At 37.0% G+C, this 19,069-nt stretch carries 18 protein-coding genes; 9 read left to right on the top strand and 9 right to left on the bottom strand.

All coding sequences use genetic code 11. From position 1 onward, the window contains the following. Nucleotides 1-23 precede the first annotated feature (23 nt). From DIU38_RS15950 to DIU38_RS15935, 4 genes are read left to right on the top strand one after another with little or no spacing between them, the layout of a single operon-like run. Nucleotides 24-1,295 (top strand): aminotransferase class I/II-fold pyridoxal phosphate-dependent enzyme, encoded by a 1,272-nt coding sequence (locus DIU38_RS15950; RefSeq protein ID WP_112654658.1) that lies wholly within the window; start codon nt 24-26, stop codon nt 1,293-1,295. Nucleotides 1,296-1,306: 11 nt separating this feature from the next. Further along, complete coding sequence (locus DIU38_RS15945) at nt 1,307-1,963, top strand: TetR/AcrR family transcriptional regulator (protein ID WP_112654659.1); 657 nt, start codon at nt 1,307-1,309, stop codon at nt 1,961-1,963. Nucleotides 1,964-1,980: 17 nt separating this feature from the next. Further along, nucleotides 1,981-2,256: a hypothetical protein gene (locus tag DIU38_RS15940; protein WP_112654660.1), complete on the top strand. Its 276-nt coding sequence runs from the start codon at nt 1,981-1,983 to the stop codon at nt 2,254-2,256. A 2-nt stretch (nt 2,257-2,258) separates the two neighbouring features. After that, a complete protein-coding gene (locus DIU38_RS15935; protein ID WP_112654661.1) occupies nt 2,259-2,561 on the top strand; it encodes a hypothetical protein in 303 nt (100 codons plus the stop codon). Between the two features lie 11 nt (nt 2,562-2,572). Here DIU38_RS15935 and DIU38_RS15930 read toward each other — a convergent pair whose 3' ends face one another. Beyond that, nucleotides 2,573-2,980 carry a helix-turn-helix domain-containing protein gene (locus DIU38_RS15930; RefSeq protein ID WP_112654662.1) on the bottom strand — a complete coding sequence of 136 codons (408 nt, stop codon included), beginning with the start codon at nt 2,978-2,980 and terminating at the stop codon, nt 2,573-2,575. A 17-nt stretch (nt 2,981-2,997) separates the two neighbouring features. Next, nucleotides 2,998-3,387 carry a helix-turn-helix domain-containing protein gene (locus tag DIU38_RS15925; protein WP_112654663.1) on the bottom strand — a complete coding sequence of 130 codons (390 nt, stop codon included), beginning with the start codon at nt 3,385-3,387 and terminating at the stop codon, nt 2,998-3,000. 433 nt (nt 3,388-3,820) lie between these two features. On the opposite strand from DIU38_RS15925, the gene DIU38_RS15920 reads away from it, so the two are divergent. Genes DIU38_RS15920 through DIU38_RS15910 form a run of 3 tightly spaced genes read left to right on the top strand, consistent with a single transcriptional unit; the run spans nt 3,821 to nt 9,970 of the window. Then, entirely contained in the window at nt 3,821-7,123 is a 3,303-nt protein-coding gene (locus tag DIU38_RS15920) for a SusC/RagA family TonB-linked outer membrane protein (protein WP_112654665.1), read from the top strand. 11 nt (nt 7,124-7,134) lie between these two features. Beyond that, complete coding sequence (locus DIU38_RS15915; RefSeq protein ID WP_112654666.1) at nt 7,135-8,511, top strand: RagB/SusD family nutrient uptake outer membrane protein; 1,377 nt, start codon at nt 7,135-7,137, stop codon at nt 8,509-8,511. 4 nt (nt 8,512-8,515) lie between these two features. Then, nucleotides 8,516-9,970 carry a TlpA family protein disulfide reductase gene (locus DIU38_RS15910; RefSeq protein ID WP_112654667.1) on the top strand — a complete coding sequence of 485 codons (1,455 nt, stop codon included), beginning with the start codon at nt 8,516-8,518 and terminating at the stop codon, nt 9,968-9,970. 46 nt (nt 9,971-10,016) lie between these two features. Here the strand turns inward: DIU38_RS15910 and DIU38_RS15905 are convergent, their stop codons facing one another. The 4 genes from DIU38_RS15905 to DIU38_RS15890 form a co-directional block, all read right to left on the bottom strand. Further along, the gene (locus tag DIU38_RS15905) at nt 10,017-10,313 is read right to left on the bottom strand and encodes a hypothetical protein (RefSeq protein ID WP_112654668.1); all 297 of its coding nucleotides are present in this window, start codon (nt 10,311-10,313) and stop codon (nt 10,017-10,019) included. A 103-nt stretch (nt 10,314-10,416) separates the two neighbouring features. Next, a complete protein-coding gene (locus tag DIU38_RS15900; protein WP_146750341.1) occupies nt 10,417-10,851 on the bottom strand; it encodes a MauE/DoxX family redox-associated membrane protein in 435 nt (144 codons plus the stop codon). 18 nt (nt 10,852-10,869) lie between these two features. Next, nucleotides 10,870-13,488, bottom strand: coding sequence for a lanthionine synthetase LanC family protein (locus DIU38_RS15895; RefSeq protein ID WP_112654670.1), 2,619 nt, complete (start codon nt 13,486-13,488; stop codon nt 10,870-10,872). Nucleotides 13,489-13,821: 333 nt separating this feature from the next. Continuing rightward, complete coding sequence (locus DIU38_RS15890) at nt 13,822-14,397, bottom strand: Crp/Fnr family transcriptional regulator (RefSeq protein WP_112654671.1); 576 nt, start codon at nt 14,395-14,397, stop codon at nt 13,822-13,824. A gap of 239 nt (nt 14,398-14,636) precedes the next feature. Between DIU38_RS15890 and DIU38_RS15885 the strand changes: the two genes are divergently transcribed. Continuing rightward, on the top strand, nt 14,637-15,818 hold the full coding sequence (locus DIU38_RS15885) for a hypothetical protein (protein WP_146750340.1): 1,182 nt from the start codon (nt 14,637-14,639) through the stop codon (nt 15,816-15,818). Between the two features lie 15 nt (nt 15,819-15,833). Here DIU38_RS15885 and DIU38_RS15880 read toward each other — a convergent pair whose 3' ends face one another. Further along, the gene (locus tag DIU38_RS15880) at nt 15,834-16,064 is read right to left on the bottom strand and encodes a hypothetical protein (protein ID WP_112654673.1); all 231 of its coding nucleotides are present in this window, start codon (nt 16,062-16,064) and stop codon (nt 15,834-15,836) included. 432 nt (nt 16,065-16,496) lie between these two features. Between DIU38_RS15880 and DIU38_RS15875 the strand changes: the two genes are divergently transcribed. Beyond that, nucleotides 16,497-17,339 (top strand): RteC domain-containing protein, encoded by an 843-nt coding sequence (locus tag DIU38_RS15875; RefSeq protein ID WP_112654674.1) that lies wholly within the window; start codon nt 16,497-16,499, stop codon nt 17,337-17,339. Nucleotides 17,340-17,368: 29 nt separating this feature from the next. On the opposite strand, the gene DIU38_RS15870 is transcribed toward DIU38_RS15875, so the two are convergent. Both DIU38_RS15870 and DIU38_RS15865 read right to left on the bottom strand, forming a co-directional pair. After that, nucleotides 17,369-17,644 carry a MerR family transcriptional regulator gene (locus tag DIU38_RS15870; RefSeq protein ID WP_112654675.1) on the bottom strand — a complete coding sequence of 92 codons (276 nt, stop codon included), beginning with the start codon at nt 17,642-17,644 and terminating at the stop codon, nt 17,369-17,371. A gap of 79 nt (nt 17,645-17,723) precedes the next feature. Beyond that, on the bottom strand, nt 17,724-18,977 hold the full coding sequence (locus DIU38_RS15865) for a site-specific integrase (RefSeq protein ID WP_112654676.1): 1,254 nt from the start codon (nt 18,975-18,977) through the stop codon (nt 17,724-17,726). Between the last annotated feature and the right edge of the window lie 92 nt (nt 18,978-19,069).

Here is a 19,069-nt window from a genome sequence, read left to right as displayed (position 1 = left end):
AACATTTACTAAAAGACATCACTATGAAAACAAACATCAATTTCCAAAAAGCAAGCTTTAAAGATTTCGAGAATATTCCTGATTTAAACGCTTTTCAACGAGCAGAGGTATTTCAGGAGTTTACCAATTATATGGAAGAAAGCGGGCAAATGAATTTTCGCTTTATGACCAGTAAAAAGGGAAGCGGCCCTGAAATGTGGGTTACCTCACCATTTAACAAAATTCCAAAAAAGTGTGTAAGCCTTGTATCCAATGATTATCTAAACTTTACCCAGCATCCAAAAGTGAAATTGGCGGCGATTGAAGGAATAGAAAAATATGGCACCGGTGCCGGGGCATCACCACTGATCGGTGGTCATCATGAATACCATGAAATGTTACAAACTAAAATCGCTTCCTTTTTTAACCGACCGTCGGACTCAGCACTAATATTTACGACGGGTTACACTGCTAACAGTGCAGCGATTTTAGCTATCCTGAAAAAAGAAGACGTAGCAATTTTGGATATGGCTGTACATGCGAGTGTTTATGAGGGGTGCAAAGAAACTAATTTAAAAATGTTCCTTCATAATGACCTCGAATCCTTAGAACGCATTTTAAAAGACGCCCAGGACAAATTCCGGACAAGACTTGTAATAATTGATGGTGTTTATTCCCAGGATGGCGACCTCGCCAAAATGGAAGCAATCCTGAATCTGACTAAGCAATACGGCGGTTTTTTAATGGTGGATGATGCACACGGAATTGGTGTTTTGGGTAAAAATGGCCGTGGGGCGATGGAGATTTTTGGTCTCACAGACAAGATTGATATTATTTCCGGCACATTGAGCAAAGCCTTTGGTCATATTGGAGGTTTTGTTATTTCTACACCTCAAATCATCAATTTTTTAAAATTTCAATCCCGGCAACAGGTATTTTCATCGACTTCCACTCCGGCAGCTGCAGGACTATTAAAAGCCATAGATCTCATTGACGAAGAACCTCATTGGCGGCAAATGCTTGCAGACAATGTTACATATTTTAAGAAAGGCTTGACTGATTTAAAGTTGAATATTGGAAATACTGAATCTGCTATTATTCCTGTAAAAATTGGTGATGCCCATAAGACGGGAGATGCCGGACGTTTATTGCTGGATGCCGGTATTTATGCCAATACGATTGTATATCCGGGGGTTGCACGAAAGAATGCCAGGATCAGAACCAGCCTTATGGCGACCCATACCCGTGAGCACTTGGATAAAGCTTTAAATGCATTTGAATATGTTAACCAAAAATTGCATATTTCCAGTATATAAATACTGAAATTATGGCTAAGAAGACTTATCATGGAGTAACAAACGACAAAGAGCGATCTAAGCAAAAACTCGTTGATGCTGTAGGTGTCATTATCAGATCACAAGGTTACACAGGTTTAAACGCGTCTAACGTGGCTAAAAATGCTGGTGTAAACAGGAGATTGATTAATCTTTATTTTGGCAACTTAGATGCTTTAGTTGAAACTTATGTAAGAGGAAAGGATTACTGGGTTGCTGCATCGGGTAATGCAGGGGAATTAATGGAAGAAAATAAGGGAAACGACACCCGGCAAATTCTGGAAACCCTGCTTGTTAATCAGCTTGATTACTTTTTCAAGGAAGAAGAAATGCAAAAAATTGTGTTATGGCAGATTAGCCAGCGAAGCCAAATCATGTTTGAAGTAGCCGAAGAAAGGGAAAAATTAGGAGCAGTATATTTTGATTTGGCAGACCCCTTTTTCAAAGGAACCGATGTGGATCTTCGGGCGGTAGCCGGATTGCTGGTAGGAGGAATTTATTATATGGTTTTACATGCCAAATCTAATGACAGCTTATTTTGCCAAATTGATGTAAATTCACCGGAAGGCTTAGACCGAATAAAAAAAGCAATAGGATCGATACTTGAGGATACCTTCAGAAGGGCCGAAATTGCCAATAATAAAAATTAACATTCAAATAATTAAATATGACTTTCAATGACATAGTTGACCAACTTAAAAATAACGTAGCGACTGCAAAAGAAAAACTAACGGTAGCCCAAGACCCCTTTAACGAATATGCTGAAAAGCCATATTTTCAAATTATGGCCCAGTTTTGGGCACAAAGGAGCTTAGATAAAGCCGAGGACGATTTAGAATTCTTTGTTGGGTTTTTAAATGAACATCAGTTTGACCTGAAAACTGAAACTGGTGGTATCGAGGCGTTAATCTTAAATTTGGATAGGAATATATCTCAGCAGTAAATATGATTATTAGAGAATTATTTGAAAAACTTGGCTTAAAGGAATCTTCCATTGGCCAGATAATTTTGGATATAAAGGAATATAATCAACTTAATGTTAGCAAGGCTGTTCCTGTAATAGAGTTAAATACATCTATTGATGAACTCACCATGAGCCAGACACCCTTTATAGGCCGGATATTGGGAAAACAAAGAAATCGTGAATTTTTAGACGATGAGAAGCTATTTCCACTAAATATTGACGTTAATGCAATGCGTTATGCGGCGTTGGAAATGGACATCTATTTTCGTAAAGGCAATCTATAGTAAGTAATATTTTATTGGGTTTTACTCTTGCTAAGTAGTATCTCTACCTTTTCACGCTCACTTTTTAGCAAGCTTTCGTAAAGTTCAATTATTTTTTCGACCGGATTATTAATAACAGTCGTACATTCGAAACCATTGTTTACGGAAGAGTTATTTACAGCCTCATAAAAGTTATTTGTATTATTTAATACATTTTCATCATTGAATTTTTTTAACCCATCTAAAGTAACGCCTAAAATACTTGAAATTTGTATTAGCCTACCTTCTTCAATTGTGTCACTTTGTTCAATTTTAGAAAAGGCTTGTTTTGAAATTCCCAAACTCGAAGCAACCTCCTCTTGCGTCATGCCACGTAATTTTCTAACTCTCTCTATCTTTCTTCCGATAAATGCTGGTTTCGTCAGGGTGCTTGTTTCCATTTATATACAATGAATATTTATCGTTTTAATAATTCGTTTTTTTCACGCTCACTTGCCAATAATCTTTCATAAAGTTCTGCTATCTTTTCTATTGGATTGAAAACAAAATTGTTTGTAGCATTATCCTTTATTTCGTTGTTGTAAATGTTATATTGATGATTAATTACCTGCATAATTTTATCCTCATCAAAACTTCTAATTACATCAGGAGTTACCCCCAAAATATCAGCAATTTGACTTAGTAATGATTCTTCAATTTCCTCCTGCTGTTCAATCTTAGAAACTTGTGGCTGAGATATACCAAGTCTACTGGCTAAATATTCTTGCTTTATTCCTTTAAACATTCTTACACGCTCAACTTTTTGTCCAATTGTTAAAGGTGCCCTTGTGTATAGTTTTTCCTCCATAGTGCTTAAAATACGCTTTAAAGTTATAAAAATCAACCGAATTAAAATAATAGTCAACTGTATAATTTTCTCACTACTGAGAAAATTGATTTACTTCGGACTATAAAGTTATGCGCAATTTAATCATTACCCAGTATCAACACATAAAAGTTTTCAGGGAATTGCTGTCACATAATTTTAGTCAAGATTTTTACCCTAACTCTTTTAAGCCAGAATATACCATAACGGCTAATGGAAACCTGGTTAATGGCTTTGCACCACGCAAAGCCATTTCTTACCCCTTACAGAATCCAATTAAAAACATAATATGCTGTCCCGAATGATTAAGGTATAAAACGGCAACCGAAGATCAGTTTTTAGTTAATTCTTTTTTCAGGTTGCCGTTTACCTTTTATAGTAAACGTTAGCCCTCTAATTAACCACCCCCATTTTCATGAAAAAAACAACGATCAAAATCGTAATGGCTTTGCTATGCCCAAAGCATATTTACCTTAAACAGAAAATTCCGGTTATAATACTAATGTTATGCGGGATTTTAAACTGGCATCCACTATTTGGACAAATAAACACTCCTGTAAAATTAATAGGTACAGTTAAAGCTGGTGATGATCTAAAACCATTACCGGGAGCAACCATAAAAATCGGCAAAAGCGGCAATGCGGTTACCAGTGACCAAAATGGAAAATTTCAGATTTTAACACGGGATACGTCAGGTGTTTTGTTTATATCTTTTATTGGGTATCGCACGGCAATAATCCCATTTAATCAAACAGAAAAGGGGCCTTATAATATTATTCTTGCATCTGATCCCTCAGTTTTAAAAGAAGTAATTGTTTCTACAGGTTACCAGACTTTACCAAAGGAACGTTCTACTGGTTCTTTTGCGCAGATAGATAATCAACTACTGAACCGAAGGGTTAGCACTGATATTGCCAGTAGACTGGAAGGAGTTGTACCTGGACTTTTGTTTAACAGGAATACTGTTAACGGATCAGCAGGAAATGTTGATATTAGTATTAGAGGCACCAACACACTATTTGCAAATAGCCAGCCGCTGGTAATTGTCGACGGATTTCCCTATGATGGAGACATAACCAATATTAATCCAAATGATATTGAAAGCATTACCGTCCTAAAAGATGCTGCCGCAGCCTCTATTTGGGGAGTAAAATCGGGCAACGGAGTTTTAGTTCTGACAACCAAAAAGGGTTCACCAAACCTGCCTTTAAGCATTGACTTTAATGCCAATCTTACCATTGGAAATAAACCAGATTTATTTTACAGCAGAAATTTTATTAATTCATCTGACATGATATCACTTGAAGAAAATCTATTTAACAAAGGATATTTTGACAGCAATCTCAAAACCGGATACGTGCCGGTATCGCCTGTCATACAATTATTGGCCGGGCACAGGGATGGAACTATTGCTGTAGATCAATTGGCTGCCGGATTAAGCTTATTGGCTAATAATGATATTCGTAAAGATGAAACCAAATATTTATATCGACATTCTGTTAACCAGCAGTATTCCTTAAATTTCAAGGGCGGCGGCGAAAAAAGTGATTACTTTTTGTCTTTAGGGGACGACCAGGATAAAAGTTTTTACCAGGGAAATAAAAACAGCAGAATTACAGTCAATTCCCGGCTAAACTTTTACCCTATTAAAAACTTACAATTTTCAATAGGTGCGAATTATGTACAGTTAAATGCGACTACCAATAACCCCCTCTATAATTATGGCAATCTTGCTTTTGGTTCCAACAATATTTACCCTTATGCTCAACTAAAAGATGCCAATGGAAACGCTGCTGCAATTCCCAAAGATTATGCGAAAAGTTATACAGATACCGTAGGCAATGGTAAACTTACAGACTGGAACTACAAACCGTTAGATGAGCTTCACAACGCGGATAATACCCTCCGTACAATAGACAACCGTGTAAATCTCGGGTTGAACTATCGCTTTTTGAAAGACTTCCGTGCAGACATAAAATATCAATATGAGCACTCAGCCGAAAGCGGTCTGAATTACAATAGTTTGGCAACTTACTACTCCCGAAATCTTATCAATATATATAGTCAAATCAATCCTAATGGCACTGTGACTTATCCTATACCAATTGGTGGTATTTTACAACAATCAGATAGCTATCTGACCTCGCAACAACTTAGAGGTCAACTGGAATATAATCATAACTGGAATGATAAAAATGAATTAACGGCAATTCTGGGCAGTGAAATAAGTTCGACCGAGAATGGCTCTAACAGCAATACCGTTTACGGATATGACCAGGAAACGGGGGCCAGCTATGCAAATATTGATTATGCTACAAGTTATGGGCTTAATCCAAATGGCGCGGCAACCATTCCAAGTACCCTCGGATTTGGAAAAACTACAGACCACTTTTTGTCCTACTACAGTAATGCTGCCTACACCTATGACCACCGCTATACAATTTCTTTAAGCGGGCGAATTGATAAGTCTAACTTATTCGGTGTTTCGACAAATCAAAAATCAGTTCCACTTTATTCAACCGGTGCCGCATGGAACATCAGCAAAGAGGGTTTTTACCATTTAACATGGCTCCCTTATTTAAAACTCAGGGCGACTTTCGGTTATACTGGTAACATTAATAAAAGTGCTACTGCAGTTGCCACAATAAGACAACTGAGTAACAATTATTACAGCGGGGATACCTATAACCAAATCGCCAATCCCGGCAACCCCGACCTAAGATGGGAAAAAAATCGAATGACAAATATTGGATTAGACTTTACCTCCAAAAATCAGATTGTTTCAGGAAGTATTGAATACTATAGCAAAAAAGGTATAGATCTATTTGGCAATTCCTTATTGGCACCTTCTACCGGGCTTTCAACATACTTCGGAAACACTGCTGATACAAAGGGGAATGGTTTGGATTTGGTTTTAAACACCAGAATAATTAACGGAAGTAAATTCAAATGGAATAACAATTTTATTCTAAGTCATGCTACAGATATTGTGACCAAATACGATGTCACTTCTACCTCCTCCAACTATATAGCCTTTAGCAATTCAAGTAGTATCATTCCACTAACAGGTAAGTCACTTTATGGTATTTACAGCTATTCATGGGCTGGTCTAAATCATCAAACAGGTGATCCGCAGGGATATATTGATGGAAAAGTAAGTACCAACTATTCCGGAATTTTGGCAAATACCAACATCAACAATATGGTATATAATGGATCTTCGAGGCCAACTACCTTCGGGTCATTCAGAAACACGTTCACATACAATGATATTTCCCTTTCATTCAATATCGTTTATAAGCTTGATTATTATTTCAGGAAGACTTCCTTAACCTCGTCAGGATTACCGTATTCTGGAAATGAAGATTATTATAAAAGATGGCAGAAACCGGGCGATGAATTAATTACAAGCGTCCCATCACTACAATACCCCCCTTATACATCCGGCAGGGATCAGTTTTACCAATACTCAACTGCATTAATTGATAAAGGCGACCATATCCGTTTACAGGACATTAGTTTAAGTTATGACCTGTATAAATCGAACATTAAAAACTTGCCTATTAATCATCTGCAACTATACGGTTATGTCAACAATGTAGGGATTTTATGGAGAGCAAACCATGATGGGCTTGACCCGGATTTAAGTGGCAATACTGCCTCGGCAGCATATCCACTTCCACGAACATTCGCATTAGGCATCAAAGCAAACTTTTAAAACCCTTTTTCATGGAAAATTTATTTTACAAAACCCTTTTTTATACAGTTGTGTACTATTTGCTCCTATGCAGTGGTTGTAAGAAAGAAACCGACTTTTTAAATGCGAAACCAAACGAAGCATTAGCTGTACCATCAACCCTGAACGACTTAAAATCCTTGTTGCATAATCAGGGAATATTAAATCAGCATTATCCGGCATTAGGGCAAATTTCATCGGATGACTCCTATGTAACAACTTCTTTTTACAATACCACCACAACTACTGAAAGGAACGCCTATATCTGGGCTAAACAAATCTATGATCCCGGAGCAAATGTTGGTGACTGGAGTGATTCCTATAATCAAATTTATTACGCGAATACTGTTTTGGATGCATTGCCACATCTTACAAATAGCTCTAATCAGCAGGGTCTGGCAAATGAAATTAAAGGCGTAGCATTATTTTATCGATCTTTTGCTTTTTACAATCTTGTGCAAACCTTTGCTTTGCCCTATGACCCATCAACTTCAAAATCAGATCTTGGTATTCCGCTAAGACTTACTTCCAATCTGAATGTTAAATCTGTCCGAGCAACTGTACAACAATCTTATGACCAGATTATGAATGATCTGCAAATCGCTGCAACATTGCTTCCCCTGACAAACACAGATCAAACTGAACCAACCAAAGCTTCGGTTTTGGGATTGTTGTCAAGGGTTAAGCTTGCACTTGGAAATTATACCGGGTCTTTACAAAATGCAACAGACTGTCTTGTAATCAATAACAAGTTACAGGATTTTAATCAGCTTAACCCTAATGCTTTTCCAATTTATCCGAACTTTTCAATGGAGGAACTCTTTCATAGTTCTTTTGAAGGCTATGGTCTAATTGGGTTTAATGCGGTGGTAGATTCTACTTTATTCCAATCTTTTAATGATCCCAATGATTTACGCCCCTCTATATTTTTCTACAATAGCGGGGGAATTATTGGATTTAACAGCCAATTTGACAAGCATAATAATATCTATTGTGGCATTTCAATCAATGAGATTTACTTAAACAAAGCTGAATGTGAGGCCCGGACAGGTGATTTTAAATCTGCAATGGCCGATTTAAACACCTTGCTTATCAAGCGGTGGAAAACAGGATCATTTAAACCCTTCACTGCACTAAACAGCGACAGTGCCTTAAAACAAATCCTTGCCGAAAGAAGAAAGGAACTGGTATTTACTGGGATAAGATGGACGGACCTCCGGAGATTAAATAAGGATGTTCGGTTTGCGGTTACCCTAACCCGGATCATTGGGGGTAAAACCTACACACTGCCTCCCAATGATCCAAAATATGCCTTACCCATACCTGATAACGAAATTGTATTAAGCGGCATTCCTCAAAACAACAGATAAGATTATGAGCTTAAAAAAAATATTTACAGGAATAACGGTTACGATGCTGCTAATATCCTCTCTAAGTACTTTTGGCAGGCAAGGATTTGCCTCTATTTCGGGAAATTATAAATTTATAAATGACGGCGATATAGTAACCCTGACAACAAACAGGTTTGGAAATGTAAGTTTTGGCGACGGAGAGGAAACCTATGTTTGTACGGTGATTAAGCATGCATTTCATTTTAAAATTAACTGCACTAATGAGCCACTGTATTTTAAGTTGTCAATAAGAGAAAAAAATGGCAGTTATAAAAGCCTGAACGAATATAGAAAACTTGGATTATTCGGATATTATCTTGAGTCTGGTGATCGGGTATGGCTTACTAAAAAAAACAATACCGTAAGGTTTAGGGGAAATGGTGCAGGAAAATTCAGAGTTATTCAACAATTGGGCATATTAAGACAGCAATTCGGTAAACATTCCTGGGGCATTCCTGAAAAGGCAGATTTGTATTTTATGAGCCAAGACTCCATGACCATAAAAAGCATGGCGTTTTTGTCAAACCAAGAGCAATCCTTAAGTACAAAAATCCGGGGTTTATTAAAATCAAGCATTATAGGAACCTGGTACCTAAAGGCAAATGTTTTAGAACCAATGACAGATTCGATGCGGACTATTGCGGTTAAATCTCTCCGCAGTTATAAAAATCCATATAGTAAAATCATTCTTAATTATATAGAATCACAGTATAATCCGCTGTTTTCATGTACTGACGAATTCGCCCAGGGCATTATTGAGCAGTACAAAAATGATAGCTGTTATATGGTTTTTAAAAAATTCGATACAAAACGCTGTTATGATTACCTGTTAAGGAACTTTTCCGGGGACTTCCTTGACAGGTTAGTAACTACGCTTTTATATGATCGCAGGGTTGAACCTGAAGATAATTCTGGACTCATCGTCGATGCGCTGGATCGCGTAAGAAACAGTGATTATAAAAATGTTTTATTGCAATTAAAGGCTTCCAATCTGGTTGGTGCAAAAGCTTACGATTTTTCATTATCAGATAGTCTTGAAAGCATCCATACACTTTCAGAATTTAAGGGCAAAGTAGTATTTATCGATTTTTGGTTTACAGGCTGTGGTAATTGTATTAAGGTAAATCCCCTCCTGGCCCGTATTGAAAAAAAGTTTGAGGGAAGGCAGGTAATATTTCTAAGTGTAAATCTCGATAAGGCAAGAAAAACATGGATTAAAAGCATTCAGTCAGGGAAATATACAACTCCTTATGCAACCAACTTATACACTGATAACCTGGCATTTAATCATCCAATAAGTAAATTTTATAATGTTACAGATGGGCCGACCTTGATAATGATAGATAAGTATGGTAAAATGATGATAAGACCAATAGACCCACGAAAAGACGAAGGACGAAATATTGAGTATCTGATTAATAAAGCAATTGCAAATTAAAATATGAATAAAGCTGCCGGAATTGCCCGGCAGCTTTACAGGTAAACTATTTATAAAATTCACCTGCTGAACCATTCTGTATATTTGAATTTGGCGGCAGGGCATTTACAGTTCCTAATACTACTGATTGGGAAGCTGTAGAAGTTATGGTACAGGCAATGGCACTGGCATCTGCCTGGCAGCTTGTTCTTGCCGGCGGAGTTAATGACCATTTGGCATCCGTACCGCTTTTATAGCCGTAATAGGTAGTTCCACTTACCTTTTTTGGATGATTTAACGCAAATGCACCGCCAATCCCTGTTACGGTCGCAAGGGCTATCAAGCCCATTTTGATTTTTTTCATAATGTTGTAAATAAATGTAAATTAATCTTAACCGATTTTTACATCAGGAACCGGTTTTCAACCTGATTTCGCGCGTGAAATATTTTTATTTACCATGGTTCTGTTAACACCGGTAAAGTTTATTTTCTCTTATTTTTCTATTTATCTGAAATGCTACAACAGCGAGAATTAGGAAGAAAAGGTTTAAAACCAAATGCTGTCCCCAATTCAATTTTCTTATGATCCCACCACAGGAACAAGGAATGTTTTTGAAGAGGCTTAACTTAATAGCCGTAACGTATAATGTAAAGAGGCTCATTAACAATATATAACTTCTTAAAGCCAACATCCTTGACTTTTCAAAAATGAGGGCAATTACAATAATGATTTCCAATGGAGGAATTGTGCCGATTAAGAAATCTGAAAACCATGCTGGAAATGGCTGATTATGCATGGATTTTTTAAAGTATTCAAAATCAGCATATTTGCTAAAGCTTGCATAAAGGAATAGCGCAACTAATACCGCGACTATCAATTCTAAGATTAACTGCTTTTTCATGTTATTCGCCCAATTCATTTACAGTGGAAAACTTACCTTATGGTGATTTAGATACCTGATTAAGAAATGAATAATGCCCGAATTCCCATATATAAAACCTCCTGTTGGATTGGTTTCATTACCGTCAAGCCAATAGGCTGAAAAATTGGCTGATCGCCGAACACAATGAAGCAACAGGTTTACAATATGATCAGCTCTTTGTTTCCATTCCTCATCCTTGAAGATATTATATGCTTCGAGATAAACTTCTCCCAGGCCGCTTAATCCATTACCCAGGCACAAATAATTACTTGATATATACTTGGGATGGGTTAATAAGGCAAATGTTGCAGCTTCTTTATATTTCTTTTCCCTGAAAATTTCAAAAGCTTTAATAAACGTCAGAGCAATACCCGAAAACCCGAATTCAATCCAGGGATCAATACTTGAATTGATCGAACTTATTGGCCATGTCAGATTACCGTTGGACAATTGACGTTGTTTTAACAGCCAGTTCAGTGATTTTGACACTGCATTTTTAACCCTTTGATCTTCATATTTAGCATAATATTCGATTAGAAAGTAATTGATACCTGCTATTCCGTAAGAAAATCCAAACAACTTAATTCCTTTTAATTGACTTTCATCTTTTTTTATCCTCCACGAACCATCAGAATTCTGTTCATTAAGTAAAATATTTACAATTGAAAAAAGCTGATCATAAAATGAGGGCAACTGGGTGTTATTTGAACATTTTAACATAGCAAGACCCTGGCCAGCTAATCCATCCGCGAGATTGATGCTTTGGCATTTATGGTTCAACCACTGATAAATCAGGTTATGGTTGTTAATGGAATTTTCCAAAAGTCCGGAAATAATCATTGCATTGGCGGCAACTGCAACTCCCGTATTACCCTCGTATAAGCCTCTCTCAACCCTCTTTAGCAACTGACTATTCGTGTTGATCAGTTTATAGTTTTTAAAGATTTGATTTTGAATGTCCACAGTATTAAAACCGGTCTTTTCTGCAATGGCTAAGAGATAGATTATGCCACATATACCATTGGCAAAACCGGGTTCCCATTCATACTTGATTAATTCATTGGAGATGATTGCGTCTGATTGTACACATTTGGATAACCAATAGCCCTCATCATTTTGAAAGTAAGCTGATGAAAAGGCGTTAATTCCCATTTGAATCACCTTCTTAATTTCTGATTGCTCTAAATTCGGTTTGGTAAAAGAAGTTTTTTTTGAAGTATTAGTCAGTAACAAAACATCATAAACCTCTAAAGCGTGACAGATTGATTTGAGCGATGGCCTTAACAACCTATCATACTTTAAGCATGAATTTATCATTGAGGCAACAGAACTGTTTCCTATAAAAAAAACTAAATTTTTAAATAGTTCCTCTTCGGATGCTGCAATGAATTTACCCGGCGAAATACCTGTTAGAGCTTTTAAAATTAATGCACCAAGACTGTAAATATCATCCTCTATGTCTGGCTCCTGCATTTGTTGCTGCTGTGGTGAAATGTAACCCGGTGTTCCAAAAGTATAAGGAGGTAAAGGCTCATTAGAACAAAAATCATAAGCTAATTCTATATCAATAGCGACGATGGTTCCATCTTCGCGAACCATGAAATTTCCAGGGTTAATATCCCTGTGTACTAATCCACTACCATGAAACGTATCAATAATACCAGTAATCTCAATCAGGTATTTTAAAAGCTTGCGTTGCGACTCTATAGGAATCGCTGGCCAAAATGTACCCTGGTGCAGCGATTCAATCCTTTCATTTAAACTAACGCCTTCAATAAACTCGGTTACCAGGTAGGAATCGTTATCATGTTCGAAATAGCTGATCGCTTTAGGCAAAGGAAATGAAGCCTCATAATAATTTAATAGTTCAAACTGCCATTTAAGACGATCTTTAATAGTTCTGCCATAATTATCGGCACACTGATGAGCCAATCCCTGCTTTATGACACACCATTGGATATTTAGCCAATTATTCAGATTAAGGCATTTTAATACTTTTCCTTTGGCATCCCCTTTGATCTGTTTAACAACAAGATACTGCTTTATCCATTTTTTTTGTTTTGGGTTTCTCTTATTAATAATATTCCCAAAAGGCCACCTTTCCGATTTGATACCGGATTTAGAAAATTGTTCTTCTACCAAATTAGTATATAAATTCCCTCCAAGCGGAAATGCAGATGGTATTACCGGGCCGGAATATGTTTTGGTTAACTCGATAAATTGCTCGGCGATAATAATGGCATCTGTGTAATTCTTTGGATAAATAGTAACTATTTTTCCTATTTGATGATACCCCAAGCCCCCGTCCAGTAGCATAGAGTGAACACCACTGCTCTCAGGTATTGAAAATTTTGTTTTTAAATTTGAAAGTAAAGGAAAGATTATCTTTAAAAGAGGGATAATCTGTTGCCTGATTACCGAAATGTGAAAAATCCAGTTATAATTAGGCTCGTCATTGGCACTAACTAAATAATAACCACTTTTAACATACATAATAGCGGCTTCATTTAAAATGGAATCATAATTCAATAATTCTTCAGTCAAGGAATCATTGCGGTTTTTAATTTCGCAATCATTTATTAAATGATCTTTTTTGCTGAATATTGATTCGTCCATTACCCCGATTTAATTATGAGTTAAATCTAAGGCGGTAATGGAATAGATAGGATTAATCTACCTTACAAAATTCTGAATGTACCTTACAAAATTTAAGGGAATACCTTAAATTTTATTGAATTTAATTTAACAAATGAGTTAAAGTACTTTCGATCAAGTGATGGCAAATTTAAAATGCCGGAGAACGGTGCGCCTGATTTTCAAAAATTTGCAAAAAAAAACAAATATCCAAAATTAGACTGTTTAATGGCTTTTTGAGTTAATGTACCTTAACAAATAAAGTAAATACCTTAACAAATTAGGAATGTAGATTAAATGATTTGTTAAGGTAGATTAATAATCCAGTCCCTTATTAATTCGGCTGAACGTTTGTTTTGTGACATTCAAATATGAAGCAGTCATAAAATGAGGTATGCGTTTAAGAATATAATCCTCATGTTCTGATAGAAAATCATAACGGTTTTTAGCGGATGGAATCCTTAACAGTTTTTCACGGTATTGGGCTTCCGAAGCACTTTCATTTATCAACAGTGTTATGAGTTCCTGCACCTCCGGATAGGTCTTTAATGTTTTTTGAATATGTATTACCGGAATGGTCAAAAGCGTGGTTTTTAATACCGCGCTTATGTATTCATCACTTGTTGTTTGATTAAAGAGCCCCTGTGGTACAATTAAATCTCCTTCCTTTTTAAACCAGGTTGTCGCCTTTTCTTTTCCCACATCCACAGCCCCCCTCACTATTCCTTCTTGAATAAAGTATAATGAACCAGCATAATTGCCTGGTGAAATAAAAATCTCCATAGGCTCAAACCTGTTAATTCTCAATCCTTCCATCAGGGCACTGGTAACTCTTTGTGATTGGATTTTAATAGAATTCAGACGATGAATAAAGGCGAAGGAATCAATCATTTTACTACTGTTTTAGACAAATAACCATAATCCGAAGGCTCAGGTCAAGTGGCTAAGGGTGGCAATAAAAATGTCATCATTTTAAAAAACGCAGATTTTTGTTAAATTTTACTTTAAAGCAAATCAATTTTCTCAATGGTGAGAAAATTGATTTATCTTTGTTAAATGCAGATAGTATAACAGAGGGCGATTATTCAGAACTATATATTATAAAATATAAGTTTTGGCAGAACATTATTATGGCCGCAGCACTGATAAAAATCAAAGGATTTGTACAAACCTACACGGGTTACAATTTTGAGAATATCACCGATCTTGAAATTGAGGAACTGAAGGTGTTCCTGGCTGAGGCTTTTCTTTCTGTGAGGTGGGAAATTGAAAGTGAATTTGATAAAGTACCAGACTTTTCAAATAAAACCCAGTACATACATAATCTGCAATTACAATTAACACATCTTGCGGGTGGCCTAACTGGTTTTGATCAGGAAAATGATGACTCAAAGCAACTTTCCTGGGTATTTGAATGGGTGTTAAATGGCGTATTTGAGTTGTTTGAATATTTGCGTACCTATTTTAAGGCTTATTTCAATTATGAAGCTGACCTGCCAGTAAAATTTATTGAACGCGCCAAGAATACCTACTTTACTACGCCACAAGACCTTACTGATAAACTTACAGAATTAAAGGTTGATAAGGACCTCGTAAACCTGCTAAAGAATTTCAGTGAAGCTTCCAGGGATTCGGAGAAATTCAATTTACGTACCTGGCGGCAATGGGATTACCTGGTAGGTACCGTTATAATTATTTATGCTTTTCTGGATGATTCTATTAAAGGTGATATTAATCTTGAATTATTGAAACTGCTGATCAGCCAGGAGTTTAACAGCATACAGGTTTATGCATATTTTATAAAATATGTAGAGCGCATCACATTAGGCGAAGCTATATTTCAGGAACAACAGCAGGAATTACTTTATTTAATAAAGGTGTTCCGGCAGGTAAGGATTGATGCTGAATTCATGTATGATTCAAAGGTTCAGTCTTTAAAAAGTTCTGTGTTAGAAAGTCTAGAAGCTGAACTGGCTTATTTGGAACAAAAGGAAAAATTACTCATTCAAAGCTTAAAAGCTACGGAACCAAATGGGCCTTCTAAGTTCTATTTTACGGTCGCGATAACTTTAGCGGAACTTATGTTTTTCTTTAGAATTATGCTGGAGGTAAAAGTGATATTTACAAAATTTAACTCCTACTTGTATGAATTTGTATCAAATCACATCAGGACACAAAGAGCAGAAAATTTATCCAAGCAGAGTCAGCGCAATCATCTTAGTAATAAGCTGTTCCCGGATCGGACTGTTAAAAATGTTAAAGGCTGGCTGGAAAAGATGATAAATCATATCAACTTATATTACGATATATAATCAAGTTTAAAAGGTTTAGCTTTTTCTTTCCAGCAGGTGCAGTAACCCTTTTTTATCCAGGAATCTAATGACCATATTAAACCTTACATAATCAAACGCCTCCTGTCCCCGTAACCATTTCCAACCCTTACCGATAAATTCCTGAAGATTACTGATACCGAGTTCCTTTAAGTTTGATTTACACTCAGCGTTTAGATCTAACTGTTCGATTGGGGTTTGAAGGATTTTTTCTTTAGCTGCTTCCATAAAAAAATAGCGTGGGTCACCAGTTTTTCTGTTACAAGAGGTACGGCTAAGAACCTACACACAGGGTAAACCAATGCCCACGCATAACGTGGACGATCAGTCTATTACCCCCTTGTGTTAATTTTGAATTTAGCCGATTCCTTGTAACAAGGTTAATAGTGTCGTTAATATATTTTATATCATTTTAATTTCTACTTCATGCATCAAAGTTAATCATAGCCCTAAGTATATCAAATAGAGTTTTTTTGGAAAAAAAATAAAAAAAATGATAAAAATGGGTTACAACATAATTCTGGATTCTAAGCTTGTATCATCACAGAAAATCAGTTAGATGGCACTTTATTATGTCATCTTAGCCACTTTACACCAAAGGTCTTTTACCCCAAGTTTGTCGCAGGTATTAAAAAATGGTGTCAAAAATGGTTTAAAGTTATGATAATAGAAGAAGCAAAAGCACGCTTAGTGCAACTTGATGAAGACCTGGAATTATTTGATGAAATGGGAATTCCAGCCGGGCAAAAATTGAATGGCAAGCTAAATAGTATCAGGCAGGCAATTGGCGACCTGAAAGCGTTGTTAAACCAGCAGTCCTTTTCCTCAATAGAAGATGAAGTCCAGTTTTTTAAATATGTAAAACCGCAGTTCATCGCGCGGCAGATATTTGCTTTTGATGTTTTTACCATCGAAGCAGGTAAACCAGTTGATACAGCCGAAGTGATAAAAAATTACTTTGAACAGGAATTAAAATATATGAGGAAATTTTACGATCAGAATAAATTTATGCATCAATATTATTTGCTTGATGGCACTGAACTTGATGTTTTATTATTTGTCCGCAATGCTCAGACGCCAAGTTCGCTGATTCCTGACGTGCAGGGTTTTGACCCTGAATTTTCAACTGCCGGGGATTATGTATTTGCAAGGTTTATAGCCAATGAGCGGGTACAGGAATTTTTGACAGATCACTTGTATAGCCCACAAGAAGCCGAAACTTTATCTGGCATGACTAAGAGGAGAGTGACATTAAAGTGGACAGGCGATGCGATTAACCTGGCAGAAATGGCTTATGGTATTTGGCTGACAGGACAGGTCAACCATGGCAACGCTGGGATTGCTGAAATTATGGGTTGGCTGGAAGTAAACTTTCAGGTAAACATTGGGCGGCCATTCAGAAGGTGGCAATCTATCTCTAGCAGGAAGCGGGTGAGCCAGGTTAAATATCTCGATCAGATGAAGGCAGCGATATTAAAGCGTTTGGATGACGAAAATGCCTAAAATAAAAGCCGGGGTGACCGGCTTTTATTTTACCTTTTGGGCTTTTTTGCGGTGCCTTCCATGAGCTGCATAATGTCCTCATAATTGTAATAAATGATGTGCCCGATCCTCGTGAATTTCAAAGTGCCATTTGCGCGCAACGTGTGTAAGGTTCCCCCGGAAATCTTCAGCATATTTTTTACCTGGTAACTTTTTAAGTATTTCTGAGGTTCCTCGGTTCGTTTGGTTAAAAGTAATTTGAGATCCTGCAACATGGATTGCCTGAATTGCTCTAAATCATCCTTTGTTATTAGTTCTACTGTCATCTGTTATAAATTAAAGAAGACAAATCTATCTAATCTGTTTAACGCTGATTGTGTCCTTTCGGGGTGGCACCCTCAAATTTTAAGCACTTACAGCTAATCGCAGAGGGCCGTTATTTTCATATAGTTTATCATGCAAGGCCTTCATATTGTTACTGATCTTCCTTTTGGTCATCTTTGCATAAATTTGAGTTGTCCTGATATCCTTATGACCTAGCATTTTGCTGACAGTTTCAATAGGTACATCGTTTTCTAAAGTAATTGTTGTTGCAAACGTGTGCCGGGCGGTGTGCGTGGTCAATAGTTTATTGATATCGCAGATGTCAGCCAGCTCTTTCAGATAGGAATTAAACCGCTGATTACTATTTACCGGCAACAATTTGTTTTCATTGACGCAATAAGGTTGACGTTTATATTTTTCGATGATCTCCAATGGGATAGGCAGTAGGGGTACGGTTTCTTCCGTACCTGACTTGGCCCGGTCTTTAGTGATCCACAAGCCGCCATCCACACCGGTAAAGATATTTTCCGGTTCAAGCGCATACACCGTTTCAAAGGCATAGCCGGTAAAGCAGCAGAACACATAGACATCCCTTACTTCAGCGATCCGTTGGCAGCTTATTTTCTTGCTGTACATTTTAATGATTTCATCCATTTCCAGGTAATCGCGATCCGGATCTTTGTAGGTACACTTAAAGTTGTTGATAGCACTTTGGGCGATCATACCGTCATTCACGGCCTTTGTCATTACCTGCTTTAAAGTTTTTACGTATTTCATCGCTGTGTTTTCATCGATGTCCTGCATCAGCAAATAATGATAAAAGCCGGATGCGAATGAATACTGGATTTGATCAAGGTTAATGTCTGTCGCTTTGAACTTCTTTTTCAGGTAGGCTTCTACTTTTCGCTGCAAGCGTTCGTAGCGACCCAGCGTACCCTTTGTTCCTTTTCCCTTGTCTACCTTTTCTGCAAACTCATCGTTATGCACTTTAAATGCCTGCATTAGTGTCGGTTTGGGCTCCGGTTTGAACAGGTAAGCGTCCTTGACCATTTTGGCGGTAACGTCTTCATGTTCTTCACAAAGCAGGTTATAGCACTTTTCCAGTTCCCTGGTGGTATAAGTGATATAGGTATTAATGGTAGCGGCATCTTTGCAAGCCCTAATGGCAAACCCGGTTTCATCATTCCAGTGATCTGCCATAATTTTCTTTCCGGATGAGAACTGATCTCTTAATCCGTTGACGGTGATGCGTACATAGATGGGGATCATCCCATCTGAGGTTTGTTTGGCTTTCCAAAGCCAGAACAGAATTGAAAGCTCCTGATTTACTTTCATTTAGCGAGTTATTTGAGGTTAAACCATGGCCCCACCACAACCCCAAATTGAACTGTCGAAATAAATTCGGTATACTAAATTCCGGTTTTTTG

Source organism: Mucilaginibacter metallidurans, assembly GCF_003286435.2.
Taxonomy (GTDB): Bacteria; Bacteroidota; Bacteroidia; order Sphingobacteriales; family Sphingobacteriaceae; genus Mucilaginibacter; species Mucilaginibacter gossypii.
Note: the sequence above shows the minus strand (reverse complement) of the source record. Positions and strands in the feature narration are given on the sequence as shown.